Raw genomic sequence first — 26565 nt, forward strand, 5'->3', positions numbered from 1 at the left:
CGCCGGCGGCGGGGTCAGCCCGGCGGCGCGGCGATCGCGCGCAGCTTCTGCCGGTAGCGCGCCGGCGAAATGCCGACGCGGCGACGGAACAGCTGGCGGAAAAAGGCGGGATCGGCATAGCCGACTTCGGCCGCGACCGCCTCGACCGGATCGTCCCCGCTTTCCAGCATCTGCTTCGCTTCCTCGATGCGCAGCGCCTGCACATAGTCGATGGGGGTATAGCCCGTCGCGATCTTGAAGCGCCGCTTGAAGGTGCGCGCGGGCAGGCCCGACCGTTCGATCAGCGCCGCGACCGGATTGTCGACATCGTAATGCGCGCCGATCCACGCCTGGCATTCGTGGATGACGCCGTCCTCATGCGCGCGCGGCTGTGCCATCGCGGCATAGGGAAGCTGCCCGTCGCTGCGGTCGCCAATCAGGAAGATGCGCGCCACCCGCGCCGCTTCCTCGGCCCCGCAAAAACGCCCGATCAGATACAGCGACAGGTCCTGCCAGGACGATGCGCCCCCCGTCGTGATCAGCCGTCCGTCCATGCCGCTGTCGCACAGGATGCGGTCCGCGCGGTACCGGACCGCCGGATAACGATCGCGGAACAGCGCCGCCGCGCTCCAGTGCGACGCCGCGTCGCGCCCGTCGAGCAGCCCCGCTTCGGCGAGCACGAGCGACCCGCTGCACGTCGAACAGACCAGCCCCGCGTCGCCCACCCTCTCTTTCAGCCACGCGATCTCGGGCGCCCAGCGCTCGGCCGGGTCGCCGCCCAGCGGCAATTCGATGTCGGCGACGATGATCGCGTCGACCGCGCCGACGTCGGCCAGCGCCAGATCGGGGTGGATCGGCAGCCCGACGACGCTGCGGAACATCGCGGCGTTGCGCGCGACGATCAGCGGACGAATGCGCCGCGCCGTGCCCGGCTGGCCCGTCAGTGTCGTCCACAATCCCCCCGCCGCGGCGAGCACCTCGAACAGCCCGTGGATCGCGAGCGGCGCCGAATCGGGCATCGAAAGGATCGCGACGGCGAAAGGCGGCATGTCGACATTTTGGGGCATGGCGCGATGTGGCACAAATGCCCCGTTCTTGTCCAATCTCGCTCTTACTGCGTCGGCGGCGGTGCGGCACATCGGCATGTGTCCAGCACAGCCAAAGGAATGAAGCCATGACCGTAACCCCCGCCATCGCCGCTATCGTCGAAATCGAGAAATATTATCCCGTCGGCCCCGATCGCGTTTTCGCCGCCTGGGCGTCGGCCGAAGCGATGCTCGCGTGGAGCGCCCCGCCCGAAGGCTGGACGATGCACTGCGACGCCTTTGCGCTGGCGGTTGGCCACACCGACGAGTGGCGTTTCGGGCTTGTCGGCGAGACGCCCTATATCAACCGCAACCAATATAGCGCGATCGAGCCCGGCCGCCGCATCGCCTACACCACCACGTTGTCGCACGGCGACCGGCTCGAATTTGCCGGCGCGGTTTGCGTCACCTTCGACGCCGTGCCCGACGGCTGCCGCCTCACCTGCATCGAAACCGGCATTCACCTCGATCACGACGACCGCGAGGGCCATCTCGACGGCTGGAACGGGATGCTCGACGCGCTCGGCGCCTACCTTGTGCAGCCTGCCGACGCCTGAACCCGAAGGGAGATTTTCATGCACGCCCTGCTCGTCACCCATCGCACCAAAGCCGGCCAGCGCGACGCCGTCGAGGCGATATGGCGCCAATATATGCGCGCCGCGGTCGCCGAAAATACCGGCCACCTGCTCTACGCCTATAATTTCGGTACCGATCCCGACGTCATCGCGGCTTTCCAGATTTTCGCGTCGCAGGAGGATGCCGCGGCCTTTCTCCGCACGCCGGGCTACGCCGCCTATCTCGCGGAAAGCCGCGACCTGCTCGCGGCGCCGCCCGATATCCGCCCGCTTATCCCGCGCTGGATCAAGGCAGGCGGCGATCTCACAGACCTTGTCGCGCCGTAGCTGTATTACTATGTTAATACACATCGGCGCCGGCACCCCGCCGGCCGAAGTCAGGGACAGGACAGATCATGCCGCATAACCGCCTTTCATCGACCCTCCGCGCCTGCATCGCGACCGCCGCGCTTATCACCGCGACGGGCCCGGCGCGCGCTGCGGAGACCAGCGAATGCCATGTCGGCAGCTACCGGCTCGCCGACGGGCGCATCGTCGACATCGCCCCGCTCGAAGGCGACCGGCTGCGCTGGCGGACCTTCGACGGCGCGGTCGGCGAGCTGAAGCCGCAGCCCGGCGGCGGCTGGCAGAGCCTCTACGGCTGGACCGGCCGCCCCGACGGAATCGCGGTTGACCCCGGCGCGTGCGGCGACGACCGGATAAGCTTCGCCGGATCGGATGCGCGGCGGCTGTCGTTCGACGTCACCGAGCGCGATTTTACGGGCCGCGACGGCGTGACGCTGAAGGGGCGGCTCGTGATGCCGCAGGGCAAAGGCAAAGTCCCTGTCGTCGTCCTCGTCCATGGCGCCGAACGCGATGCAGCGCTCCGCTTCAACTTCCTCCAGCGGCTCTTCCCCGCCGCCGGGATCGGTGTCTTCGTCTACGACAAGCGCGGCACGGGCACGTCGGGCGGCATCTATACGCAGGATTTCGACCTGCTCGCCGACGATGCGATCGCCGCGATGGCGACCGCGCGCAAGCTCGCGGGCAAACGCGCGGGGCGCGTCGGTTATCAGGGCGCCAGCCAAGGGGGCTGGGTCGCGCCGCTTGCCGCCAATCGCGCGCCCGCCGACTTCGTGATCGTCAGCTTCGGCCTCGCGGTCAGTATCCTCGACGAGGATCTCCAGCAGATGGAAATGGAACTGGCCGACAAGGGCTATCCGCCGGAGATCATCGCTAAGGCACAGGAAATCGCGCGCGCGGCAGGCGAGATTTTCGCGAGCAACTTCAAGCAGGGCTATGCCGAGTTCGACGCGGTCCGCGCCAAATATCGCGGCGAAAGCTGGTACAAGGACGTCCACGGTCACATCACCTGGCTGCTACTCCCGCACGAGGAAGCGGCGATGCGCGCCGAGGGCCCCAAATATGACTGGGGCACGCCCTTCCGCTACGACCCGATGCCGACGCTGACCGCGAACAAGACGCCGCAGCTCTGGGTGCTCGGCGGGCGCGACTATCAGGCGCCCGCGAAGGAGACGAGCCGCCGCCTCGGCACATTGATCGACGCGGGCAAGCCCTTCACGCTCGCCGTCTACCCACAGGCCGAACATGGCATCACGCTGTTCGAAACCGCGCCCGACGGCGCGCGCGTGTCGACCCGCTTTGCCGAGGGCTATTTCGCGATGATGCGCGACTTCATCAAAGATGGCGGAATCGGCGCGGACTATGGCGACGCCCGGATTTCGGGCGGGGGCAAGCGTGACTAGCGACCCGAATTCGCCATCGCTTCCCGGCAATCTCCAGCAGGCCTTCATCGACAATGGCGGGGCGCCCGTCGCGCTGGGCGCGGAGCAGATCGTGCAGGCGGACCGATGGACGCTGACCGGCGACGCAGTCGTCGAAATCCGCTTCACCGGGAAGCCCGTCCCCGGCGCTTCGGTGCGGTTGAGCATCAGGAAGCCGGGCCGGATCCTGCTGAGCGACGGGTCCCCGGCAGCTGCGCTCGCGGTGTACGACCAGCGCGGATTGCCCCGCTCCGCCCGGCATAGGGTCAGACCGAATGGTTCATCGCTGCTTGTCTACAACGCCTATGCCGTGATGCGCGGCGGCCGGTCTTTCGAGGAGAGCTGGACCGGCAATGCCGGGATGATCGTGACCCGCCTCGCCGAAGACCGGCGGCGTTATGAATGCAGCGACGGGACGGGCGCCTTTGCACGCGGCGATCTTGTTTTCGAAATCGGCCTGCTCGGCGCCGACGCGCCCCTGTTTCCCGACGATGCCCACCCTGCCCGCCCCGGCCTTCTTGCAAAGCTCCGGGCGAGATGGGGCGGCTAATTCGAGGCCGGTTCCACAATAACCCCGCCCCTCCACCGACATTACTCACGACCAAGGAACAGAAAATGGAAACGCTTCTCCGCATCGACAGCAGCCTGCGCGGCGACCGGTCGCTGAGCCGCCAGCTCACCGGCCGCTTCACCGCAGCCTGGCGCGCGCGCCACCCCGGCGCTCCGGTGATCGAGCGCGATCTCGGATCGGCGCCCCCGCCGCTCGTGGACCAGCAATGGATTGCCGCGGCCTTCACCCCCGAAGCCGAGCGGACCGAAACACAGCGCGCGCTGCTGGCGCTCTCCGACGACTATCTTGCGGAGGTCGAGCGCGCATCGATCATCGCGATCGGCGCGCCGATGTATAATTACGGCATGCCGGCGGCCCTCAAAAACTGGTTCGACCATGTGATCCGTATCGGCCGCACCTTCAGCTTCGACCTGGCCCGCGGCGACTTCCCGCTCGAACCGATCCTGTCGGGCAAGACGCTCGTCATCCTTTCGGCGCACGGCGAGTTCGGCTTTGCGCCGGGCGGGGTACGCGCCGCGATGGACCATCTGACGGGGCATATAGAAACCTGTGCCCGCTATCTCGGCGTCGGCGTGGTCCATAAGGTCGCGATCGAATATCAGGAGTTTGGCGACGATCGTCACAAGGCGTCGGTCGAAAATGCGCTGGCCGCGGTCGATGCCCTCGCCGCCGTCCTTGAAGCTCCCCGGACGGCTCAGCCCGAACCGGCTGGTCAGCCCGCTTGATCGGCCCGCGATCGAGGGTATCGTTATCGCTATCCGGGCAGGCGCCGTCTGCCCGATCGATTGAGGAGCGAGAGAGATGGACCGCATCGAAACCGAAGCGTCGGGCGGTTGCCAGTGCGGCGCGGTGCGCTGGCACATCACCGCGGTGTTCGACACGTCGCACATCTGCCATTGCCGCATGTGCCAGAAGGCGGCGGGCAATTTCTTCATCGCGCTGATCGGCGTCCCGCGCGACGCGATGCAATGGACGCGCGGCGAGCCGGCGTGGTTCGCCAGTTCGGACAAGGCGGCGCGCGGGTTCTGTCGCAACTGCGGGACCCCGCTCGCCTATGATTATCACGAGAGCAGGCACATCAACCTGACGACCGGCTCGTTCGACGATCCGGCGCAATTCCCGCCGCGCGTCCAGTTCGGGGTCGAAGGCCAGCTGCCCTTGTTCGAGGACCTGCCAATCAAGGCCGAGGGCACGACCGAGGACACGATGAGCGATCTTGTCGGCGCGATCCGGGCGAGCAACCATCAGCACCCCGACCATGACACAAAGGCCTGGCCGATGGTGTGAGGTCGGCCGCGCGCGTCAGACGCCCGCGCGGATCAGGTGATCGAAGGCCGAGAGCGACGCCTTCGACCCTTCGCCCATCGCGATGACGATCTGCTTGTAGGGCACCGTCGTCACGTCGCCCGCGGCGAAGATGCCGGGCTGGCTCGTCGCACCGCGCGCATCGACCTCGATCTCGCCGCGATCGCTGAGTGCCACCGCATCGCCGAGCCATTCGGTGTTCGGGATCAGGCCGATCTGGACAAAAATGCCCTCCAGCTCGACCAGATGCTCCTCATCCTTGTTGCGGTCGCGATAGCGCAGGCCGACGACCTTCTCGCCATTGCCGAGCACTTCGGTGGTGAGCGCCGAGGTGATGATCGTGACATTGGGCATGCTGCGCAGCTTGGTCTGGAGCACCGCGTCGGCACGGAGCTGGCCGTCGAATTCGATCAGCGTCACATGCGCGACGAGCCCGGCAAGGTCGATCGCCGCCTCGACACCCGAATTGCCGCCGCCGATCACCGCGACGCGCTTGCCCTTGAACAGGGGGCCGTCGCAATGCGGGCAATATGCCACGCCCTTGTTGCGATATTCGGCCTCGCCGGGGACGCCCATCTGGCGCCAGCGCGCGCCGGTCGACAGGATCACCGTCTTGCCCTTCACGCTCGCGCCGCTCTTGAGCTTCACTTCGTGGAGGCCGTTGGCGCCGCCCGGGATCAGTTCGGCGGCTTCCTGTACGTTCATGACGTCGACGTCATAATCCTTCACATGCGCCTCGAGCTGCGCCGCGAGCTTCGGTCCTTCGGTGTGCTGGACCGAGACGAAATTCTCGATCCCCAGCGTGTCGAGCACCTGCCCGCCGAAGCGTTCGGCGACGATGCCGGTGCGAATGCCCTTGCGCGCGGCATAGATTGCCGCCGCCGCGCCGCCGGGGCCGCCGCCGACGACGAGCACGTCGAACGGCTCCTTCGCGGCGATCTTCTCGGCCGCGCGGGCGACCGCGCCGGTGTCGAGCTTGGCCACGATCTGCGCGAGGTCCATGCGGCCCTGCCCGAAGGGTTCGCCGTTCAGGAAGACAGCGGGCACCGCCATCACCTGACGCCGCTCGACTTCGTCCTGAAACAGCGCGCCGTCGATCGCCGTGTGACGGATATTCGGATTAAGCGCCGCCATGATGTTGAGCGCCTGCACGACGTCGGGGCAATTCTGGCACGAGAGCGAGAAGAAGGTTTCGAAGACGAAGTCGCCTTCGAGGGCGCGCACCGCGTCGAGCAGTTCGGCCTCTTCCTTCGGCGGATGGCCGCCGACGTGGAGCAGCGCGAGGATCAGCGAGGTGAATTCATGCCCCATCGGCAGGCCCGCGAACGCGGCTTCGGCGCGGCCCTCATCGGCACGGATCGCGAAGGATGGGCGGCGGGCGTCGTCGCCGTCGAACCGCGCGGTGACGAGGTCCGACTGCGCCGCGACCTCTTCGACAAGGCTGCGCATCTCGGCCGACTTGGGCGAAGCGTCGAGGCTCGCGACCAGCTCGATCGGGCGGCGGAGGTTGCCGAGATAGGTTTTGAGCTGGGCGGCCGTGTTGGCGTCGAGCATCGGCATGGGGAGAGCCTTTCGGACAGGGGCAAGGGTTCGCCGCGGGGGAACGGCGTCGGAATTTTTTGTTTTTACAGGAGGCTGAAGACCGGACGGACGCCGTCCGCCCGGTCCTCGCAAATCGGCTTAGATCTTGCCGACGAGTTCGATCGAGGGAGCGAGCGTTTCGGCGCCCTCTTCCCACTTCGCCGGACAGACCTGGCCGGGGTTGGCGCGGACATAGACCGCAGCCTTGATCTTGCGGACGAGTTCTTCCGCGTTGCGGCCGACGCCTTCGCTGGTGATTTCCATCACCTGGATCACGCCGTCGGGATCGACGACGAAGGTCGCGCGGTCGGCAAGGCCCGAATCTTCGCGCAGCACGCCGAAGTTGTTGGCGAGGACGTGGTTCTGGTCACCCAGCATGTGATAGTTGATCTTGCCGATCGCCGGCGAGCTGTCGTGCCATGCCTTGTGGCTGAAGTGCGTGTCGGTCGACACCGAATAGACTTCGACGCCAAGGCCCTGAAGCGTGGCATACTGGTCGGCGAGGTCTTCGAGCTCGGTCGGGCAGACGAAGGTGAAGTCGGCCGGATAGAAGAAGAAAACGCCCCACTTGCCCTTGGTGTCAGCGTCCGTCACGGGGACGAACTTACCCTGATGGTACGAGGTGGCGTTGAACGGCTTGATCGAGCTTCCGATGATACCCATGGGAGAGTGTTTCCTTTATTTGCTGCACTGCAAAATGATTTGCAGGGGCCAGCTATAAGGACGGGCGCGCGCACTCAACCCCAATTTTCCGGGCACACTTATCGGTTTAATCGATCATAGCGCGTAGTTCACGCAAAACTGCGATTACCGACGGATATCCTCGGCCGCGGCGAGCAAATCGATCACCTCGGCGTCGAAATCGTCGGGCTTACCCGGCGTGATCTTGCGGAATCGCTTCGCGCAATAAGCTGCGCGCGGGCCCAGATCGGGGACGTCGCGGAACATCAGCGCGGTCCCGGACTGCCCGCCGACGAGGTCGGGCATGTCGGTCCACACGGTCCGCACCGTGAAGACGGCGCCCGGGCGCACCTCGGGCGGGTAACGCTCGTGCCGGCTGATGCACAGCGCCAGGTCATCCACTCGCCAATCGTCCGTCATAATCAACCTCATGGTTGTTACGCAGCGTTTGACGCAGGCTATCACATAAGGCGGCCGGTGCGAAGCATTCCGTCGGGCGACGTTCCGATCGCCAGTCCCGCGATGGCCGCGCTGGGCGTCAGGCCGAACAGGCGGAAAAAGACCCGCGACAGATGCGCGGTGTCGGCGAACCCCGCATCCATCGCGGCGGTGCGCACCAGCGCGCCCTCTGCCATCATGCGCGTCGCGTGCTGGAGCGCCGACCAGAGCTTGTAATCACGAAACCCCTGCCCCGTCGCCGCCTTGAAATAGCGCAGCGCCCGCGTGCGTTCCATGCCGAGCCGGTGCGCCAGTTCGTCCTGCGACATGCGCCACATCGGATCGGCTTCGATCGCGCGGACGACCGCCGCGATATCCGCCGGAATATTGCGGCGGGAGGGCGCCGCGAGCCGGCTGCGCAATTCGGCGAGCGCGCCCGAATCGCCGTGCATCGCCGCGTCCGCCAGATAGGCGAGTGGTGCGCCAAGCCGCCCGGCGAGCGGCGCATCGAACGGGAAATCGAGGCCGCCGAGATAGAGGACATCGGCGCCGAACGCCGCCAGCTCGACGCCGTGCTTCACGCCCGACCGGACGATCAGCAGGTCGCCTTCGACACATTGCCCCTCGCCCGCCAGCCGCAGCGGCCCCGTCCGTCCGCGCAGGATTGCGGTCACCGGATTGGCGTGCGCCGCGAGGCTGCGGCTTCCGACCGGAAAGCAGGATGTCGGGAAAGGCGACACGGCATCGGCCATGGCGCCTTATCCCCCCGCGCCGCGCCGCGCGCAATCGCGCATCTATCGCGCGACGCCGGCCCGTGCGAAGGCCGCGGCCATCTCTGCCCCGTTCGGATAGACGTCCTTGCGCAGCACCTCGCCGTGCGCATCGAGCGTGATGACGTCGAGCATCCGCACACGCGCGGTAAAGGGCGTCCCGTCCGGCTCGGCGAGCGAAAGCAGCATCGTCCATTCGAAGACCCAGTGATCGGGACCGAAAAGCAGCCGTTCGCGTTCGAGCGAAAAATCATAGGTCGCGAACAAGCCGCGACAATGCGCCCGCAGCGCCTCGCGCCCCGCGACGGCATCGCTCCCGTCGTGCAGGCAAAAGATCGTATCGGGCGCATGCAGCGATGCGATCAGGTCGGCGTCGCGCGTTTCCCACCCGACATGATAACGCTCGAACAAGGCCTCGACGGCAAGCGGGCGTTCGATTTGTGCGGTTTCGGCCATATATTTTCTCCCTTGGCGATGCGCGGCAGAATAGCCTGTCGCGGCGCCGCCGCGTTGAACAAACGTGCGCGCGCCCGCGTCCAGTTTTCGCTCAATTCCTCCGGGCGGCTGTGATACGCCCGCATCCGGGCAGGGGAGAAATATGGCAACAGCATCTGCAAGCCGCGCGAGCGCATCGCGCCTGACATGGCTGGTCGGGCTCATCGCACTGTCGGTGCTCCTCAACTATGTCGATCGCGGCGCGATCGGCGTCGCCGCGCCGCTGATGAAGGACGAACTGAAGCTTTCGGCGACGGGCTTCGGCTTCGCCGTTTCGGCCTTCTTCTGGGTCTATGCGCCCGCCTGCCTGCTTGTCGGCTGGCTGTGCGACCGGTTTTGCGTGTACCGCGTCTTCGCACTCGGCGTCGCGATCTGGGCGATCAGCACCGCGCTCACCGGCTTTGCCGGCGGACTGGTATCGCTGATTATCCTGCGGCTGTTCCTCGGGCTTGGCGAGAGCATCGCCTTTCCCGGCAGCAGCAAGATTTTCGCCGCCGAAGTCCCCGTCGAGCGCCGCGGCATCGCCAACGCATCGGTCTCCGCCGCGATCGCCTTCGGCCCTGCGATCGGCGTGCTCACCGGCGGCGCGATCCTCGGCGAGTGGGGCTGGCGGCCGGTCTTCTGGATTTTCGGGGCGGTGACATTGCTATGGCTCATCCCCTGGCAGATCGCCTCTGCGCCGCTGCGTTCCAAGGGTCTCGCTGCACCGGCGAGCGAGCGCGTGTCGATCCGCCGCCTGATCCGCATGCCAACCCTGTGGCGGATGGGGATCGTCCATTTCCTGTCGAACTACGGCTTCTATTTCCTGCTCGCCTGGCTGCCGCTCTATCTCGTCAACACCGCGGGCTATTCGATCGCCGAAATGACCGCGCTGACGACGCTGAGTTTCACGATGCAGGGTATCGTCGCGCTCGCGGGCGGCTGGCTGTCCGACCGGATGGTCGCGCGCGGCGCCGACGAGGGCGAGGTACGCCGCTGGATGATGATCGCGGGGCAACTCGCCATCGGGACTGCGACCGCCGGCATCGCGGTCGCCGACGGCTATGCGATGCTGGCGCTCTGGCTGGCGGTCGCCGGCTTCGGCGCCGGGCTGATCGCAACGAACATCTTCGCCGTCGGCCAGATTTTCGCCGGGCCGCGCGCGGCGGGAAGCTGGATCGGCGTCCAGAATGCGCTCGGAAATATCTCGGGCATCGTCGGCCCGATCGTCACCGGGCTGATCGTCGATTATCTCGGCGGCTACGGCTACGCCTTTGCGACGGCGGCGGCGCTGTCGCTGCTCGGCGCGTTGCTGTGGTGGAAGATGATCCCCGAAATCCGCACGCTCGACCTTTAAGCCGCGCGTTCGAGGTCGAGCAGGAACGCCTTCGCCTCGAGCCCGCCCGCAAAACCGGTCAGCTTTCCGTTCGACCCGACGACGCGGTGGCACGGCGCGATGATCGAAATCGGATTGCGGCCGTTGGCGGCGCCGACCGCGCGCGATGCGCCGGGGGCCCCGAGCTGGTCCGCGATCTCGCCATAGCTGCGCGTCTCGCCGAACGGGATGGCGAGCAGCGCCGCCCATACGCGCTTCTGGAAATCGGTTCCGGCAAAGGACAAAGGCACGTCGAAGGCGCGGCGTTCGCCCGCGAAATATTCGCCAAGTTGCCGCTCGGTTTCGACCAGCACCGGATGATCCGCGTTTTCCTCCAATGTCCCGAGCCGGACCCGATCGGGCCGGTCATTCTCCCACAGGATCGCGGCGAGCCCCCGGTCGTCGGCGACAAGGGTCAGTTCGCCGACCGGCGACCAGATGGTTTTGGAATGGTAAGTCACAAGATGTTCCTTCGGTTGTCATTCGCTGTCGCACTTCGATGCTGAAATTCCTATGGCGGAGGCCGCGCCGCCGTGCGTCCCGAATCTTGCGCCCAACGTCGATGGAAAGACTGTCATGACCCCCACCGCCACCATCCTGCTCCTCGGTTCGGGCGAACTCGGCCGCGAATTCGTGATTTCGGCGAAGCGGCTGGGGTGCCGCGTAATCGCATGCGACAGCTATGAAGGCGCGCCCGCGATGCAGGTCGCCGACGGCTTCGAAGTCTTCTCGATGCTCGACGGCGACGCGCTGCGCGCCACGATCGAAAAATATCGCCCCGATCATATCGTCCCCGAAGTCGAAGCGATCCGCACCGAGATCCTCGCCCAAGTCGAGGCCGAGGGCTTCCATGTCGTCCCCTCGGCGCGCGCCGCACAGCTCACGATGAACCGCGACGCGATCCGCGACCTCGCCGCGAGCGAGCTCGGGCTCAAAACCTCGACCTTCGAATATGCGACGAGCCGCGAGGAACTGGTCGCAGCGGCCGAACGCATCGGTTTCCCGCTCGTCGTCAAACCCGTCATGTCGTCGTCGGGCAAGGGCCAGAGCACGGTGAAGGACGCGAGCGGCATCGACGCCGCGTGGGACTATGCCGCTGCGGGCATGCGCGGCGACCGTCTCCGCGTCATCGCCGAAGCCTTTATCGATTTCGATTACGAGATCACCCTGCTGACGGTCCGCCACAAGGATGGCGTCAGCTTCTGCCCGCCGATCGGCCACCGGCAGGAACGCGGCGACTATCGCGAAAGCTGGCAGCCTGCCGCCATGTCCGATGCGGCGCTCGCCGCAGCGCAGGCGATGGCGACCAAGGTCGTCGATGCGCTCGGCGGCCACGGCATCTTCGGCGTCGAATATTTCGTGAAGGGCGACGAGGTCATTTTCTCCGAACTCTCGCCGCGCCCCCACGACACCGGCATGGTCACCCTGATCTCGCAGTCGCTGTCCGAATTCGACCTCCATGCCCGCGCGATCCTCGGCCTGCCGATCCCGGCGATCGCGGTGCCCGACGCGAGCGCCAGCGCCGTGCTGCTCGCCGACCGCGACGCGGCCGATTTTGCGATCACCGGCCTCGCCGACGCGCTCGCCCTGCCGAACGCCGCAACCGCGGTCGACGCCCGCATCTTCGGCAAACCCGTCACGCGCCCCTGGCGCCGCATGGGCGTCGCGCTCGCTCGCGTGGTCGGCGGCACGACCGACGACGCGCGGGCGGCCGCCGTCGCCGCGGCGGCCAAACTGGCCATCGACTACCGCGATTGATCCGGTAAGCTTGGGCATGGCCACCCGCCCTGCCCTGCACCTTCGCTGGCTTGCCATCATCGCGATCCTCGCATCGGTCGTCGGCGTGCCCCTGATCTTTCAGGATGAATTTGTCGCGATCAGCGACCGCATTCTCGCCGCGTCGGACGAGCGCCCGTTCGCGGCGGGCGCGCTCATCGTTAGCGCACTGACGCTCGACGTCTTCCTGCCGGTACCCAACGGCGTCACAACGACGCTGGCGGGCGCCGCCTTCGGCTTCGTCATCGGCGCGCTCGTCATCTGGCTCGGGCTGATGGGTGCATGTCTCGCGGGCTATGCAATCGGGCGCTGGGCCGCCCGGCCGCTCGCCGCGCGTCTCCTCGGCGCCGGCGATCTCGAGCGCGCGCACCGGCTCGCCGAGCGTGCGGGCCCGGTCGCACTGATCGTATCGCGGCCCGTTCCGATCCTGTGCGAAGCGATCCCGATCGCCGCCGGACTTGCCGGCATGGCCTTGAAGCGCTTCGCGCTCGCCGTCGCGCTCGGCAATCTCGGCGTCGCGCTCGTCTTCAGTGCGATCGGCGCGGCGGCGATCGAGCATGGCTCAACCGGACTCGCGATGCTCGGCGCCGTCGGCCTGCCGCTCGCGGCGTGGCTCGCCTGGCAGGGTGCCGAACGCTGGCGGGCGCGGCAGGAGCGCTGAGTTTTACGCCGCCGGGCGCGGCAACCGCACATGGACGATAAAGCCCTTCGCCGGCCGACGGAAACTTATCTCGCCGGCGTGGCTGTTCACGATATCGCGGCTGATCGCGAGTCCCAGCCCCGACCCGCCCGTCTCGCGGCTGCGCGATGTTTCGAGCCGCTCGAACGGCTGGAACGCGCGTTCCTCATATTCGGGCGGGATGCCGTCACCCTCGTCGTGTACATCGACCGCGAAGGCCTCGGCGGTGACGGCAAGCCGGACTTCGACCGCGCCGCCATATTTGCAGCCATTGGCGATCAGGTTGGAAAAGGCGCGCTTCAGCGCGACCGGGCGGCAGGGCAGGTCGGCATGCTCGGGGCCGCTGTACGAAACCCGATGGCCGAAATCGCCATATTCGTCGGTCAGGCTGATCAGCAGCACCGCCAGATCGGCGACCTCGACCTTCTCGCTCAGCGCTTCCGACCGCATGAACGCCAGCGCGTCGCCGACCATCGTTTCCATCTCGTCGACGTTCAGCAGCAATTGCTCGCGCTGTTCCGGATTGTCGACATATTCGGCCATCAGCCGGAGCCGCGTGAGCGGGGTGCGCAAATCGTGCGAGATCGCCGCGAGCATCCCCATGCGTTCGTCGATGAACCGCTTCAGCCGCAGCTGCATCGTGTTGAAGCTGTCGGCAATCGCAGCATATTCGGGGAGGCGCATCTCGCCGATCAGCGCCGGTTCGCGGTTGCGCCCGAGCGAATCGATCGCCGCGGACAGCCGCGTCAGCGGCACGACGATGCTGCGCGCGATCCATACCGAGAAGAGGATGACGATCAGCAGGTTGCCGACGATACCGAAGGCGATGCGCGTATAGTGGCGCCACGATGTCGTGAGGTTGCGCTGCGTCACGGCCAGCCGGCTGCCGTCGTCCAGCGCTACCGAAATGACGAGTTCGCCAAGCACGCTGCTTTCGCTGCTCGCGAGCGTTTCGGAGCGGAGCACCGCCGGAAGCTCGGGAATGACGACGATCGCATTATGTGCCGACCGTTCCGTATTCTGCTCGTCATAAACCTGCGTCACGACGGCAACCCGCGCGGCGGGAATGCCGACAGCCTTGGCGATCGATCGTCGCAGGCCGTCGGCAAACAGCGAACCCGATTCCTGCGCGATCGGCGACGCGGCGCGGGTCACGGAAAAGTCGAGATATTGCGACGCCGCCAGCGCCCCAAGCGCCTTGTCGCGGGGGGCGCCTGCACGCGTTTCGGCAACACCCGCGGCACTCGCAACCGAATCGATCAGCCAGGCGCGTTCGACCATCACGAAAGGCGGCGGCGGGATCAGATATTGCAGGCTCTGGTTGAGCAGATAGGCCGCGCCGACCGTGAGCACGATCGCGATACCGATCCGCGGCGCCAGCCTCAGTCGCGAGACGCGCGGCCGGAACCCCACCCCCGGGCTACGCATAGGGCGACGCTCCGCTCTCGACATCGGCGGCGAAGAAATAGCCGCCGTTGCGGACCGTACGAATGAGCGACGGCTCCTGCGGATTCTCCTCGATCTTGCGGCGAAGCCGGCTGATCTGGACATCGATGCTGCGATCGATGTTGAGGTTGCTGCGCCCGTGGACGAGGTCGAGCAGCTGGTCGCGGCTGAGCACATGCTGCGGATGCTGCGCGAGTGCGGTCAGCAGGTCGAATTCGCCCGTCGTCAGGTCGACGCGCGTACCGCGCGGCGAGGTCAGCGCGCGCTTCGTGAGGTCGAGCGTCCAGCCGGCGAACCGGAAGCGCGCTTGCTTGGCAACCGCAGCCGCCGGCGCCGCAGCCATCGTCGCGCGGCGCAGCATCGCGCGAATCCGCGCGAGCAGTTCGCGTGGATTGAACGGCTTCGCGACATAGTCATCGGCCCCGAGTTCGAGGCCGATCACCCGGTCGGTTTCGGTATCGCGCGCGGTCAGCAGGATGATCGGCACGGGGCTCGATGCGCGGAGCCGCTGGCAAAGGGTAAAGCCGTCGTCGCCGGGCATCATGACATCGAGCACGACGACGTCGAACGCGTGCCGCGCAAACTGCTCCATCATCTGCCGGCCGCCGTCGGCCATCGTCACCCGCAGGCCGTGATCGCTCAGATAGCGCGCCAGCATCGTGCGGATATGACGGTCGTCGTCGACCACAAGGATATGCGATTGCCGGGCTGTCGACATGCCGCGACGATAGCCGCCGGACCGCGCCAAGTCTCTAGCCGACACATATTGAAACAAATCGATACGGGCGCGTTATCGGCCCGGCCGGGCGGCGGTCTAGATCGACGGGGCCTTGTCCATCCCCCGGAGATTCCATGAACATTCCCCGATCAACCGACACCCCCACGCTGAAACAGTCGCTCGCGATCGCGGCGAGTGCGGCGGCGGTCACCGCCGCCTTCCTCTTCGCCCCCGCCGACGTCCATGCACAGGAGCCCCCGGCCGATGGCGGCGACTGGAATATCGTGCTGGGGGCAGGCGCTATCTATGCGCCCGACTATGAGGGATCGAAGGACAATGAGGTCCTGCCCTTCCCCTATCTCTCGGTAGGGTACAAGGACATCGCCTATCTGCGCGGGCCCGAGGTCGGCGTGAACATCGTCCGCGTCAGACCGGCCGACGATGTGAAGATCAGCCTCGGCCCGGTCGCGCGCTTTCGCCGCGACCGGGCCGAAAAGCGCAATGCTGCGCTTGCCGGGCTCGGCAAGGTCGACACCGCGATCGAGGTCGGCGGCGCGGCCCGGCTCGACGTCGGGCCGGCGTGGGTCGCGCTTTCGGTGGCAAAGGATGTCGCCGGCGGTCATGAAGGCGTGGTCGGGACCGCGTCGGGCGGCGTCGATTTCGACCTGTCGGATGATCTGTCGCTTTCGCTGAGCGGCACGACGAGCTGGGCCGACGAAAAATATATGCGCGCCTATTTCGGTGTGACGCCGACGCAGGCCGCGCGCAGCGGGCTCTCCGTCTATACGGCTGGCAAGGGCATCAAGGATGCCGGCGCGAATATCGCGCTGACCTACCGCCTGAGCGACCATTGGATGATCGCCGCGACCGGCGGTTACACGCGGCTGCTGAACGATGCGAAGGACGCTCCGCTGGTGCGGCTGCGCGGATCGCCCGACCAGTGGCAGGGCGGCGTGTTCGTCGCCTATCGCTTCTAACGAACGCGAGACCTGCGGCATCCCTCACCCTCTCCGCAGCCCGTCTCGCAGCCGCCTGCTCCCGCGACTATCGCCGGGGCAGGCGGCTTGTTAGGATCACGCCATGACCAAGGACATTGCGGTACGCCGCCTCGACCCGGCCGACATCGCGGCGATGCGCGCGCTGAATGCACTTTACGGCGATGCATTCGAAGACCGCGAGACCTATCGCGCCGATCGTCCGGACGACGATTGGCTGACGCGCCAGCTCGGCATGCCGACCGTGATCCTGTTGGTCGCCGAGCAAGACGGGGAGGTCGTCGGCGGTCTCACCGCCTACGACCTCCCCAAGCTCGAGGCGGCGCGCAGCGAAATCTATCTCTACGACCTCGCGGTCGCCGCGGCGTATCGGCGCCGCGGCATCGCTACCGCGCTGATCGCCGAACTCCAGCATATCGCTGCCGAAACCGGGGCATGGGCGGTGTTCGTTCAGGCCGATTATGGCGACGATCCGGCGGTTGCGCTCTACGCGAAGCTCGGCGTCCGCGAGGATGTGATGCATTTCGACCTGCCGCCGCTGCCGCGTCGCTGACGGGACGAAAAAGGGAACATCGCGCTAGGCCGCCCGCACCTCCCCTGCTACATCCGCGCGATGTCCGACAAGAATCATCTCTATCTGGTCGATGGCTCCAGCTACATCTTCCGCGCCTATCACCGCCTGCCGCCGCTGACGAACCCCAAGGGAGTGCCCGTCGGTGCGGTGTATGGCTACACGACGATGCTGTGGAAGCTGGCGAAGGATTTGCACGACGCCGATGGACCAACGCACCTCGCCGTCATCCTCGATCATTCGAGCCAGTCGTTCCGCAACGAGATTTACGACCAGTATAAGGCGAACCGCCCCGAACCGCCCGAGGATCTGCGTCCGCAATTCCCGCTGATCCGCGACGCGACGCGCGCCTTCTCGCTGCCGTGCATCGAGATGGAAGGCTTCGAGGCCGACGACCTGATCGCGAGCTACGCCGAAGCCGCGGTGCGCGAGGGCTGGGACGTCACCATCGTCTCTTCCGACAAGGATCTGATGCAGCTCATCCGCGAGCCCAGCGAAGGTCCGCAGGTCGACATGCTCGACACGATGAAAAATGTCCGCCTCGGGCTGGAAGCGGTGAACGAGAAGTTTGGTGTCACCCCCGACCTCGTCGGCGACGTGCTCGCGCTGATGGGCGACAGCGTCGACAATGTCCCCGGCGTCCGCGGCGTGGGTCCCAAGACCGCGACCAAGCTGATCCAGGAATATGGCAATCTCACCGCCGCGCTTGACGGCGCCGAGGGTATGAAAGCATCGAAGCTTCGCGACAATCTGATCGAGCATCGCGCGATGGCCGAATTGTCGCGCATCCTTGTCGACCTGAAACGCGACGTCGCGCTGCCCGACGCGCTCGACACGCTGAAGCTCGGCGCGATCCCGCCCGAACCTTTGAAGCTGTTCCTCGACGAACATGGCTTCCGCTCGCTCTCGGCAAAGCTCGACCTCGGCGCCACGCCGGGCGGCCCGCCGACGCTGCCGCGCGCGGCTGCGGCTCCGGCGGCGGCGCCCGCCGGACCGTCGATGCCGACGCTGCCCGCGATGCCGCCGATCGACCGCGCGCTTTACGAAACGGTGACGACGGTCGAGGCGCTCGACCGCTGGATCGCCGAAGCAAAGGCCGCGCATGTCGTCGCGATCGACACAGAGACCGCGACCCTCGACAGCGTCACCGGCACCCTCGTCGGCGTCAGCATGGCGACCGCGCCGGGCCGCGCCTGCTACATCCCGCTCGGTCATGGCGGCACCGACATGTTCGCCGAAAAGCCCGAACAGATCGCGATGGACGTCGCCATCGGCCGCCTCCACGCACTGTTCGCCGACGATGCGGTGCTGAAGGTCGGGCACAACCTAAAATATGACATCGGCGTGCTCGCGCAGCACGGCATCACCGTCGCCCCTTATGACGATACGCTGGTGATGAGCTTCGCGCTCGACGCGGGCAAGCATCAGCACGGGCTCGACGAATTGTCGAAGCTCCACCTCGATCATGTCTGCATCTCGTTCAAGGAAGTGTGCGGCACAGGCAAGTCGCAGATCAGCTTCGCCGAGGTACCGCTCGACCGCGCGACGCAATATGCGGCCGAGGATGCCGAGGTGGCGTGGCGGCTGTGGAAGCTGCTCAAGCTCCGCCTGCCGGTCGAGGGCGGGACGCGCATCTACGAGATGGTCGACCGCCCGCTCGCGTCGATCGTCGAAGGGATGGAGCGCGCCGGCATCATGGTCGACCGCGAATATCTCGCGCGGCTGTCGGGCGAATTCGCGAACGAAATGCTGCGCATCGAAGGCGAGATCCACGCGCTCGCCGGCCAGCCCTTCGCGATCGGCAGCCCGAAACAGCTCGGCGAAATCCTGTTCGACAAGCTCGGCCTGAAGGGCGGGCGCAAGGGCAAGTCGGGCGACTGGTCGACCGACCAGAGCGAACTCGAACGCCTCGAACGCGACGGCGTGCCGATCGCGCGCAAGATATTGGAATGGCGCCAGCTCGCGAAGCTGAAGTCGACCTATACCGACGCGCTGCAAGGGCAGATCAACGCAACGACCGGGCGCGTGCACACCAGCTACAGCCTCGTCGGCGCGCAGACCGGGCGCCTGTCGTCGACCGATCCGAACCTGCAGAATATCCCGATCCGCACCGAGACCGGGCGCCAGATCCGCGACGCCTTCATCGCCGCGCCGGGTCATGTCCTGATCGCCGCGGACTATAGCCAGATCGAGCTCCGCCTCGCGGCGCATATGGCCGACGTCCCCGAACTCAAGGAGGCCTTTGCGCAGGGACAGGACATCCACAGCGCGACCGCGATCGAATTGTTCGGTGAGGTCAACCGCGACACGCGCGGCAAGGCCAAGACGGTCAATTTCTCGATCCTCTACGGCATTTCGCGCTGGGGCCTTGCGGGCCGGCTCGAAGTCACGCCCGACGAGGCGCAGGCGCTGATCGCGCGCTATTTCGAGCGCTTCCCCGGCATTTCGGACTATATCACCGACACCCTCGAAAGCGCGCGCGCGAAGGGCTATACCGAGACGCTGTTCGGCCGGAAGACATGGTTCCCGCGCATCAAGGCGGCAAACCAGAACGAGCGTGCGGGCAGCGAACGCGCCGCGATCAACGCGCCGATCCAGGGCACCAGCGCCGACCTCATCAAGCGTGCGATGGCGCGTATGCCGAAAGCTTTGGCCGACGCCGGCCTCGCCGACGTCAAGATGCTGCTGCAGGTCCACGACGAACTCGTGTTCGAGGCGCCCGAGGACAAGGCAGAAGCCGCGGGCGAAGTGATCCGCGCGGTGATGTCGGGCGCCGCCGAACCCGCGCTCAAACTCTCGGTCCCGCTCGAAGTCGAGGTCGGGACCGGCCGCAGTTGGGGCGAAGCGCATTGATCGGCATGGAATTTCCGAATTGCAGGTCGGCACGACTTGGGGCAGTCGAGACGCAATCGGGATAAATTTCGGGCGGCGAACGGAGATTCATGCCGCCCGGCACGGGGGGATTTCGGGGGACAATGATCGTCGGTATCGATCTCGGCACGACCAACAGTGCCGTAGCAGTGTATGAAAATGGCGAAGCGCGGCTCATTCCCAATGCCTTGGGCGACCTGCTTACACCGTCGGCCGTTGCCTTGCTGCCCGACGGTACGACGCTCGTCGGCAAGCCGGCGCTCAATCACTGGCCGGTCAAGCCCGGCGAAGCGGTCACCAGTTTCAAACGCTACATCGGCACCAATCGCACGATCAAGATCGGCCGCTTCGCGTTCAAGCCCGAGGATCTTTCCGCGATCGTCCTGCGCAGCCTGAAAGAGGATATCGAAGCCGCAACGGGCGAAGAGGTGACCGAGGCGGTCATCACCGTTCCCGCCTATTTCAACGACAAGCAGCGCAAGGCGACGCGCCGCGCCGGCGAACTGGCGGGGCTCAAGGTCGCGCGGCTCCTCAACGAACCGACCGCCGCCGCGCTTGCCTTCGGCATCGCCGACAAGGAAGACCGCGAACCCTTTCTCGTGTTCGACCTTGGCGGGGGTACCTTCGACGTGTCGATCGTCGAAATGTTCGATTCGATCGTCGAGGTTCGCGCATCGTCGGGCGACAATCGGCTGGGCGGGGACGATTTCACCAACGCGATCATCGCGCACTGGATGGAAACCCACGAATTTCCGTCGGACGTGCGGCGCAACCTGCTCGACGCGCGGCTGTTCCAGGCGGCCGATGCCGCACGGCGCGCGCTTTCCGACCAGCCCGAAGCAAAGGTCAGCCTCGTCCTCTCGGACAAGTCGTTCGACCTGTCGATCACCGCCGATCAATTCGAAAAGCTGGCCGAACCGCTGCTCACGCGCCTCCGCGATCCGATCCTGCGTTCGCTGCGCGACAGCAATTTGCGCATCGAAAATCTCAGCGACATCGTGCTCGTCGGCGGCGCGACGCGGATGCCGATCATCCGCAAGGCGATCACCAAGATGTTCGGCCGCTTCCCCAACCATGTCGTCCACCCCGATCATGCGGTGGCGATCGGCGCGGCGATCCAGGCCGGGCTCGTCAGCCGCGACGCCGCGCTCGACGAGGTCCGGCTGACCGACATCTGTCCCTTCACGCTCGGGATCGAGGTGACCGAATATGACAGCCACGGCCGCCTGCGCGGCGGGCTGTTCTCGCCGATCATCAGCCGCAACAGCCCCACGCCGATCAGCCGCACCAACAATTATTCGTCGATGGCCGACAACCAGAAGGTCATTCGCCTCAACATCTATCAGGGCGAATCGCGCGAGGTCGCGAACAATATCCTGCTCGGCACGATGGAAATGGCGATCCCGCCGCGCCCGGCCGGCGAAGTGTCGATCGACTGCCGCTTCACCTACGACACGTCGGGCATGCTCGACGTCGACGTGACCATTCCCGACACCGGCGAAACCAGGTCGATGCTGATCATGGACGAGGTCGACCAATTGACCCCCGAACAGCTCGAGGCACGGCGCACCGAGCTCGCGGCGCTCAAGACCCACCCGCGCGACGTCGCCGAAAACCAGTTCGTCGTCGGATGGGCGGCGCGGCTCTATGAAGAGTTCATCGACGACCGACGCGACCATATCGCGCGCATGATGCTCGATTTCGAAGGCGTGATCGAACGGCAGGACCAGCGCGCGATCGAGGAGGCCCGGGGCAGGCTGACCGCGGCGCTCGAGGAGATGGAACGGGACTACCGGCTGTGACCGACATGTCCTGGCCGTGGAGCCTGCTGGACATCGCGCGTACCGACGATCGCAAGACGATCCGCGAGGCCTATGCGCGCAAGCTCAAGGCGCTCGACCCCGACGCCGCCCCCGAGGCCTTCATGGACCTGCGCGAAGCGCGCGACGCCGCGCTGTCGGGCGAATTTCTCGATGCGGCGCCTCCCGCCGGCGATCTGGCGGGCGAACTCGACGATCTGCTCGCCGAAGCGCCGCGGGTCGAAGCGGAGTTCGTCGACGACCCGGTGGAACGCCCGCAATTCAGCGTCGAATATGACGAGCGCGACGACCAGCGCTTTCACCGGATGGTCGAGCTGTTCACCGCCGAGGGCGATCTGGGCGACGCCGACGCGGCCGAACTCCAGCGCCATCTGGACGCCCTGTTCGCCGACGACCGCATGGCCGACCTCGGCCATTTCGCGCGCGTCGAGATCTGGCTCGCCGAACTGCTTGCCCAGCGCTATCCGCGCGCCGCGCGCCTTTTCCCGCAGGTTGCCGAGCGTTTCGAATGGAACGAGCGCGCGCATGAGCTCGGCATCCATCCGGCGATCCCCTGGCTCGTCGGCGCACATGAGGGGCAGGCGCTCGTCGACGACATCCGGCGACGCGATCACCCCTATCATCGCGAGTGGACCGAACTGGTCCAGGGGCGCGTCAAAGGCCCCCTTTTCTTTCGCGCGATCGATCATGGCCGGATGGGCAATCTGATCGCAACGGTGCGCCGCGACTTTCCCTGGCTGGAACAGGATCACTGGCAGGCCGACCTCGTCGCGCGGTGGGAAAAACGCATCGAGGGCCGCGACGTCAAGGGGCCCGGCGTCTGGACATGGATCGCGCTCGTCTTTTTCGCGCTGGCCGTAATCGGCCGGATGGCGGACAACGGCCAATCCGTTCGCATAATCGACGAGCCCGCTGCAGGAGCCTATAGCCAAACCGATCCCGACGTCGCCTTTGCAACTTATGTGCAAGCGCGTCTGCCGCAGGCATTTGCGGATGATCGAGACCCTTCGCGGATCCAGGCCCGCAATCCCAAATTATACGAGCAGATGGAAGAAGTCTGGGCGCTTCACAAAGATCGCCCCGCCGCATTCGAAGCGGAAATGGCCGAAATGATCGTCGATCAATATTTTACGATCCTCGGTCGATTGCCCGCCGAACAGAAGCTCGAAGAAATTGCACAACGCCAGATCCTGCTGGGCAGGATCGGCGGCGATGCGTCTGTCTGCGCCAAATTTCTTCGTAAACCTGGGGACTTCTTGAATAGCCCCGTCAATTCTAACGTCGTCCCGCAGAGCTATCGTTATCATATGTACGCGATGGTCTATGACTGGCTGCCGCAGCTCCCAGCGGCGAAACCGTCGCTCCCTTGGACACCTTCGGACGAACTGCTGAACAAGCTGGCATCGGAAACCGGATTGTCGCCAGTCGCGTTGCGGCGCGCGCTGACTGACAAGAGAGCGCCCGACGGGGATGTTTGCGCCGCAACGCAGGCGCTCTACAATCGGATACCTCTAATCCCCGAATCAGAAGCTGGCGCCATCCTGTCGGCAATTCTCAGGTAAGCCATGCTCTTATCCCTACTAACCTTGTTGGCCGAGCTGCAAGCTCCTGCAACGCCACCCGGTCCCTCCGCTGCGACGTTGCAAGTGGCGGAGCGAGGACCGCCCGTCGCCGACACCGACCTGCGCGAATTCGCCGCGATCGCGGGGCGCAAGGTCGTCGGCCGCCCGGTCGGCGGCCCCTTCGTCAACGCCGACAAGGTCCTGTTGATCGCGCGTGACGACAAGGGATTTCCCGCGATCGCCGCGAGCATCGGCTTTTCGGCGCGCCAGTCGCTGCCGCCCCCGCCGCCGGGCACGCTCGCAGTCGTCCGGCTGCACCAACGGTCCGAAACGATCGTCCCCGGCCCGACGCCCGACGATCTCGCCTTTGTCGCGACCAATAAGCTGCCGCTGTTCGTGATCGGCGAATGGGCGCGCCCCGCACCGATGTGGGAAGTCGCGTGGATCGACGGTGCGGTGCGGTTTCGCACGATCGGCGAAGTCGGCGAAATCGGCCCCTGGCAGGAATGACCCGTTCGGCAAGGCGGCGCCTCCGCGCGCCGCGCCGACCGCCCCGCCCTTTCGCCCTGCCGACTTTCGTTCTATGACGGGGCGATGACATCTGACTGGCACCTTTGTGACAGCCGGTAACAAAGGGTCCACATGAGCAAGTTCGAACCCGTCGCCAAGGCGCCGGTCCGCATCCAGCAGAATATCCTCGCGCGCAGCGAGCGCCGCCTGCTCAACTGGCTGTGCGCCAGGCTGCCCCGCTGGGTTACCCCCGACCAGCTGACCGCCCTCGGCTTCGTCGGTGCCTGCCTCGTCGCTGCGGGCTATCTGCTCAGCTGGTTCGACAGCGAATGGCTCGGCCTCTCGCTCGCCGGCTATATCGTCAACTGGTTCGGCGACTCGCTCGACGGCAGCCTCGCGCGCTGGCGCGGCATCGAACGCCCCAATTACGGCTATTTCGTCGACCATAGCGTCGACGCGCTCGCGACCTTCCTGATGATCAGCGCGATCGGGATGAGCCCCTATATGCGGCTCGACGTCGCCTTGATGGGGGTCATCGGTTATTTCCTGCTGTCGATCCACACCTTCATTTCGGCCAAGATCCTCGGCGAATTCCGCCTGTCCTACATGGCGGGCGGCCCGACCGAGCTACGGCTGATGCTGATGGCGATGACCGTGCTGATGCCGATCGTCGGCGGAGACGATATCAAGGGCACCAACTTCTCGTCGTTCGACCTGTTCGCACTCATCGTCGCCAGCATCCTCGTGACGCTGTTCATCGTCCAGACGTCGGCAACCGCGCGGATGCTCCGCCGCCGCGGCGGCTAAGTCCATTTTACCTCAGGGCCGCACCCGCGCCTGCGCATAGGTGCCGAGCAGGCGCAGCGACTTGGTCTGGAAGTCGAGTTCCTCAAGCGCGCGGTCGATCCGCTCGTCGCCCGGGGCGCCGACGATATCGGCATAGAATTGCGTCGCCGCAAAGCTGCCGCCCGTCTGATAGCTTTCGAGCTTGGTCATGTTGACGCCGTTGGTCGCGAACCCGCCAAGCGCTTTGTAAAGCGCCGCCGGAATATTCTTCACCTCGAACATGAAGGTCGTCATCACCGGCCCTTCGATCGCCGAAAAATCGGGCAGTGGTTCGCGCGCGAGCACGACGAAGCGCGTCATATTATGGTCCGCATCCTCCATCCCCGTCCCGTGCAGCGTCAGCCCGTAAAGCTCGGCAGCGTGCGGCGGCGCGAGTGCGGCCAGCCCCACCTCGTCACTGTCGGCGACCCACGCCGCGGCGCCCGCGGTGTCGCTGTGCGCGACCGGCGCGATATTGTTGGCACGCAGCCAGTGGCGGCATTGGCCGAGCGCCTGCTCGTGGCTCATCGCGCGCGTCACGGGGCCAAGGTCGCGGCTCATCAACCCGTAACGGATCGGCAAGAAATGCTCGCCGATGATCGACAGGCCGGATTCGGGCAGCAGAAAATGAATGTCGGCAACGCGGCCGTGCAGGCTGTTTTCAATGGGGATGATCGCACGGTCGACGCGGCCGTCGCGCACGGCATCGATCGCATCCTGAAACGCATAGCAGGGCAGCGGCAGCGAGTTCGCGTCATATTCGCGCGCGGCGAGGTCGCTGTTCGCACCCGGCGCGCCCTGAAACGCCAGCCCGCGCGCGGGTTCGGCGAGCGCAACCGCCCGCATTTCGTCGACCAGATGCTGCGCCGAAGCCGAATAACTGCCCATGACTGCCTTCCAAGGGTGGAGCCGCGGCGCATAGCCGCCCGGTCGCGGCCGCGCAACCGGCGCCCGCACACTTCGCCCCCTCACCCGATTTCATCCCCTTGCGCCGCCGTCGCCGCGCCAGTAAGGGAGCGTCCAAATCAAATATGCGCCCGGCACACGGGCGTCAGCTAACGGGGCTGCTAGAGCATGGACAATCGCAACAATACTATTGCCGGCTGGGTGCTGTTTGCCGGCATTTGCGCGCTGGGCCTGACCATCGGGTCGCAGATGTTGTTCGCGAGCCACGCACCGGAAAAGCCCGGTTTCCCGATCGAAGACGCCGAAGCCGGCGCGGGTGGCGGCGAATCGGCCGTTCCGCTCGCCAACCTGCTCGCCGCCGCCGACCCGGCAAAGGGCGAAGCGGTGTTCGCGAAATGCGCTGCCTGCCACACGATCAATTCGGGCGGTGCCAACGGTATCGGCCCCAATCTGTTCGGCGCGCTCGGCAAGACCCACGGCCATGTCCCGGGCTTCGCCTATTCGGACGCGCTGAAGTCGGTTCCCGGCAATTGGGATTTCGAAGGCATGAACGCCTGGCTGACCAGCCCGCGTAAATATGCCCCCGGCACCAAAATGTCCTTCGCGGGCCTGTCGAGCCCCGAAGACCGCGCGAACCTGATCGTCTACATGAACACACAGGGTTCGAACCTGCCGCTTCCCGCCGCCGAAGCCGCGCCCGCGGCTGCCGAAAGCGCCGCGCCGGCCGAAGGCGCAGCAGCGGCACCCGCCGCCGAAGGCGCGGCCGCCCCGGCCGCCGACGCAGCGGCAGCAGCCCCCGCTCCGGCCGAAGCCAAGAAATAATGCGGATCGCGCCCGTCCTGCTGGCGGGCGCGCTTGCGCTCGCCGGTTGCGGCAAGAGCGACGAACAGGGCAGCGCATCGGCGCCGGCGGCGTCCGGCTCAGCCCCCGAAACCCCCGCCGTCGCGCCGACGGCGGCGATGGGCGAACAGGTCTTCAAACGCTGCGTCGCGTGCCACACGATCGACAAGGGCGGTGCAAACGGCATCGGCCCCAATCTCCACGGCGTCGTCGGACGGCAGGTCGCCTCGCACGACGGCTTTTCCTATTCGGGCGCGATGAAGGCCAAGGGCGGCGCCTGGGACGAGGCCGCGCTCGACGCCTATCTCAAATCGCCTATGAAGGATGTTCCGGGCACGCGTATGGCCTTTGCGGGCGTCGCCGACGATGCCGACCGCAAGGCGCTGATCCTCTATCTGGAAAGCCAGAAATAGCGTTACATCGCCCCCGTCTGCGCGGGGGCGATGGAC

28 protein-coding genes are annotated in these 26565 nt (G+C 66.2%); 18 read left to right on the plus strand and 10 right to left on the minus strand.

The genetic code is table 11. From position 1 onward, the window contains the following. Nucleotides 1-14: 14 nt before the first annotated feature. On the minus strand, nt 15-1046 hold the full coding sequence (locus VGU00_RS00995; protein WP_327464595.1) for a GlxA family transcriptional regulator: 1032 nt from the start codon (nt 1044-1046) through the stop codon (nt 15-17). A 107-nt stretch (nt 1047-1153) separates the two neighbouring features. Here VGU00_RS00995 and VGU00_RS01000 point away from each other — a divergent pair, with 107 nt between their 5' ends. The 6 genes from VGU00_RS01000 (at nt 1154) to VGU00_RS01025 (ending at nt 5260) form a co-directional block, all read left to right on the plus strand. After that, nucleotides 1154-1621, plus strand: coding sequence for an SRPBCC domain-containing protein (locus VGU00_RS01000; RefSeq protein WP_327464596.1), 468 nt, complete (start codon nt 1154-1156; stop codon nt 1619-1621). A gap of 18 nt (nt 1622-1639) precedes the next feature. Further along, nucleotides 1640-1966 (plus strand): putative quinol monooxygenase, encoded by a 327-nt coding sequence (locus VGU00_RS01005; protein WP_327464598.1) that lies wholly within the window; start codon nt 1640-1642, stop codon nt 1964-1966. A gap of 68 nt (nt 1967-2034) precedes the next feature. Further along, on the plus strand, nt 2035-3384 hold the full coding sequence (locus tag VGU00_RS01010) for an alpha/beta hydrolase family protein (protein WP_327464600.1): 1350 nt from the start codon (nt 2035-2037) through the stop codon (nt 3382-3384). Next, nucleotides 3377-3952: a hypothetical protein gene (locus tag VGU00_RS01015; RefSeq protein WP_327464602.1), complete on the plus strand. Its 576-nt coding sequence runs from the start codon at nt 3377-3379 to the stop codon at nt 3950-3952. The genes VGU00_RS01010 and VGU00_RS01015 overlap by 8 nt, the downstream gene beginning before the upstream one ends. A gap of 65 nt (nt 3953-4017) precedes the next feature. Continuing rightward, entirely contained in the window at nt 4018-4698 is a 681-nt protein-coding gene (locus VGU00_RS01020) for an FMN-dependent NADH-azoreductase (RefSeq protein ID WP_327464604.1), read from the plus strand. A gap of 76 nt (nt 4699-4774) precedes the next feature. Beyond that, nucleotides 4775-5260: a GFA family protein gene (locus VGU00_RS01025; RefSeq protein WP_327464606.1), complete on the plus strand. Its 486-nt coding sequence runs from the start codon at nt 4775-4777 to the stop codon at nt 5258-5260. A 15-nt stretch (nt 5261-5275) separates the two neighbouring features. Here VGU00_RS01025 and ahpF read toward each other — a convergent pair whose 3' ends face one another. From ahpF to VGU00_RS01050, 5 genes are all read right to left on the minus strand, one after another. Further along, nucleotides 5276-6832, minus strand: coding sequence for an alkyl hydroperoxide reductase subunit F (gene ahpF / locus VGU00_RS01030; protein ID WP_327465742.1), 1557 nt, complete (start codon nt 6830-6832; stop codon nt 5276-5278). Nucleotides 6833-6958: 126 nt separating this feature from the next. Next, complete coding sequence (ahpC, locus tag VGU00_RS01035) at nt 6959-7522, minus strand: alkyl hydroperoxide reductase subunit C (protein ID WP_327464608.1); 564 nt, start codon at nt 7520-7522, stop codon at nt 6959-6961. Nucleotides 7523-7666: 144 nt separating this feature from the next. After that, nucleotides 7667-7960, minus strand: a complete 294-nt coding sequence (locus tag VGU00_RS01040; RefSeq protein ID WP_327464610.1) for a hypothetical protein — start codon at nt 7958-7960, stop codon at nt 7667-7669. A gap of 41 nt (nt 7961-8001) precedes the next feature. Further along, nucleotides 8002-8730 (minus strand): AraC family transcriptional regulator, encoded by a 729-nt coding sequence (locus VGU00_RS01045; RefSeq protein WP_327464612.1) that lies wholly within the window; start codon nt 8728-8730, stop codon nt 8002-8004. Nucleotides 8731-8772: 42 nt separating this feature from the next. Continuing rightward, complete coding sequence (locus VGU00_RS01050; RefSeq protein WP_327464614.1) at nt 8773-9204, minus strand: nuclear transport factor 2 family protein; 432 nt, start codon at nt 9202-9204, stop codon at nt 8773-8775. A gap of 142 nt (nt 9205-9346) precedes the next feature. Here VGU00_RS01050 and VGU00_RS01055 point away from each other — a divergent pair, with 142 nt between their 5' ends. Continuing rightward, nucleotides 9347-10579 (plus strand): MFS transporter, encoded by a 1233-nt coding sequence (locus VGU00_RS01055; RefSeq protein ID WP_327464616.1) that lies wholly within the window; start codon nt 9347-9349, stop codon nt 10577-10579. Here VGU00_RS01055 and VGU00_RS01060 read toward each other — a convergent pair. Continuing rightward, nucleotides 10576-11058: a methylated-DNA--[protein]-cysteine S-methyltransferase gene (locus VGU00_RS01060; RefSeq protein ID WP_327464618.1), complete on the minus strand. Its 483-nt coding sequence runs from the start codon at nt 11056-11058 to the stop codon at nt 10576-10578. The genes VGU00_RS01055 and VGU00_RS01060 overlap by 4 nt on opposite strands. A 115-nt stretch (nt 11059-11173) precedes the next feature. Here VGU00_RS01060 and purT point away from each other — a divergent pair, with 115 nt between their 5' ends. Both purT and VGU00_RS01070 read left to right on the plus strand, forming a co-directional pair. Then, nucleotides 11174-12355: a formate-dependent phosphoribosylglycinamide formyltransferase gene (purT, locus tag VGU00_RS01065; protein ID WP_327464620.1), complete on the plus strand. Its 1182-nt coding sequence runs from the start codon at nt 11174-11176 to the stop codon at nt 12353-12355. A gap of 16 nt (nt 12356-12371) precedes the next feature. Beyond that, nucleotides 12372-13034, plus strand: coding sequence for a TVP38/TMEM64 family protein (locus VGU00_RS01070; RefSeq protein ID WP_327464622.1), 663 nt, complete (start codon nt 12372-12374; stop codon nt 13032-13034). A 3-nt stretch (nt 13035-13037) separates the two neighbouring features. On the opposite strand, the gene VGU00_RS01075 is transcribed toward VGU00_RS01070, so the two are convergent. Together VGU00_RS01075 and VGU00_RS01080 are read right to left on the minus strand one after the other, a co-directional pair. Further along, a complete protein-coding gene (locus tag VGU00_RS01075; protein ID WP_327464624.1) occupies nt 13038-14480 on the minus strand; it encodes a HAMP domain-containing sensor histidine kinase in 1443 nt (480 codons plus the stop codon). Continuing rightward, complete coding sequence (locus VGU00_RS01080; RefSeq protein WP_327464626.1) at nt 14473-15216, minus strand: response regulator; 744 nt, start codon at nt 15214-15216, stop codon at nt 14473-14475. Before VGU00_RS01080 ends, VGU00_RS01075 begins: the two co-directional genes overlap by 8 nt. A 134-nt stretch (nt 15217-15350) precedes the next feature. Here VGU00_RS01080 and VGU00_RS01085 point away from each other — a divergent pair, with 134 nt between their 5' ends. The 7 genes from VGU00_RS01085 to VGU00_RS01115 all read left to right on the plus strand — a co-directional run bounded on the left by VGU00_RS01085 (nt 15351) and on the right by VGU00_RS01115 (nt 24352). Further along, nucleotides 15351-16193, plus strand: a complete 843-nt coding sequence (locus tag VGU00_RS01085) for a MipA/OmpV family protein (protein ID WP_327464628.1) — start codon at nt 15351-15353, stop codon at nt 16191-16193. Nucleotides 16194-16296: 103 nt separating this feature from the next. Then, on the plus strand, nt 16297-16764 hold the full coding sequence (locus VGU00_RS01090; RefSeq protein ID WP_327464630.1) for an AAC(3)-I family aminoglycoside N-acetyltransferase: 468 nt from the start codon (nt 16297-16299) through the stop codon (nt 16762-16764). Between the two features lie 60 nt (nt 16765-16824). Next, nucleotides 16825-19635, plus strand: coding sequence for a DNA polymerase I (gene polA / locus VGU00_RS01095; protein WP_327464632.1), 2811 nt, complete (start codon nt 16825-16827; stop codon nt 19633-19635). Between the two features lie 122 nt (nt 19636-19757). Then, nucleotides 19758-21455 (plus strand): molecular chaperone HscC, encoded by a 1698-nt coding sequence (locus VGU00_RS01100; protein ID WP_327464634.1) that lies wholly within the window; start codon nt 19758-19760, stop codon nt 21453-21455. Further along, on the plus strand, nt 21452-23035 hold the full coding sequence (locus VGU00_RS01105; RefSeq protein WP_327464636.1) for a hypothetical protein: 1584 nt from the start codon (nt 21452-21454) through the stop codon (nt 23033-23035). The genes VGU00_RS01100 and VGU00_RS01105 overlap by 4 nt, the downstream gene beginning before the upstream one ends. Before the next feature lie 84 nt (nt 23036-23119). Next, nucleotides 23120-23545 carry a hypothetical protein gene (locus VGU00_RS01110; protein WP_327464638.1) on the plus strand — a complete coding sequence of 142 codons (426 nt, stop codon included), beginning with the start codon at nt 23120-23122 and terminating at the stop codon, nt 23543-23545. Between the two features lie 132 nt (nt 23546-23677). Then, on the plus strand, nt 23678-24352 hold the full coding sequence (locus tag VGU00_RS01115) for a CDP-alcohol phosphatidyltransferase family protein (RefSeq protein ID WP_327464640.1): 675 nt from the start codon (nt 23678-23680) through the stop codon (nt 24350-24352). A 12-nt stretch (nt 24353-24364) separates the two neighbouring features. Here VGU00_RS01115 and VGU00_RS01120 read toward each other — a convergent pair whose 3' ends face one another. Beyond that, entirely contained in the window at nt 24365-25258 is an 894-nt protein-coding gene (locus tag VGU00_RS01120; protein ID WP_327464642.1) for a prephenate dehydratase, read from the minus strand. Nucleotides 25259-25444: 186 nt separating this feature from the next. Between VGU00_RS01120 and VGU00_RS01125 the strand changes: the two genes are divergently transcribed. Together VGU00_RS01125 and VGU00_RS01130 are read left to right on the plus strand one after the other, a co-directional pair. Beyond that, the gene (locus tag VGU00_RS01125; RefSeq protein ID WP_327464644.1) at nt 25445-26098 is read left to right on the plus strand and encodes a cytochrome c family protein; all 654 of its coding nucleotides are present in this window, start codon (nt 25445-25447) and stop codon (nt 26096-26098) included. After that, nucleotides 26098-26529 carry a cytochrome c family protein gene (locus tag VGU00_RS01130; RefSeq protein WP_327464646.1) on the plus strand — a complete coding sequence of 144 codons (432 nt, stop codon included), beginning with the start codon at nt 26098-26100 and terminating at the stop codon, nt 26527-26529. The genes VGU00_RS01125 and VGU00_RS01130 overlap by 1 nt, the downstream gene beginning before the upstream one ends. Nucleotides 26530-26565 lie beyond the last annotated feature (36 nt).

This window comes from Sphingopyxis sp. (assembly GCF_035944815.1).
In the GTDB taxonomy this organism is placed as follows: domain Bacteria; phylum Pseudomonadota; class Alphaproteobacteria; order Sphingomonadales; family Sphingomonadaceae; genus Sphingopyxis.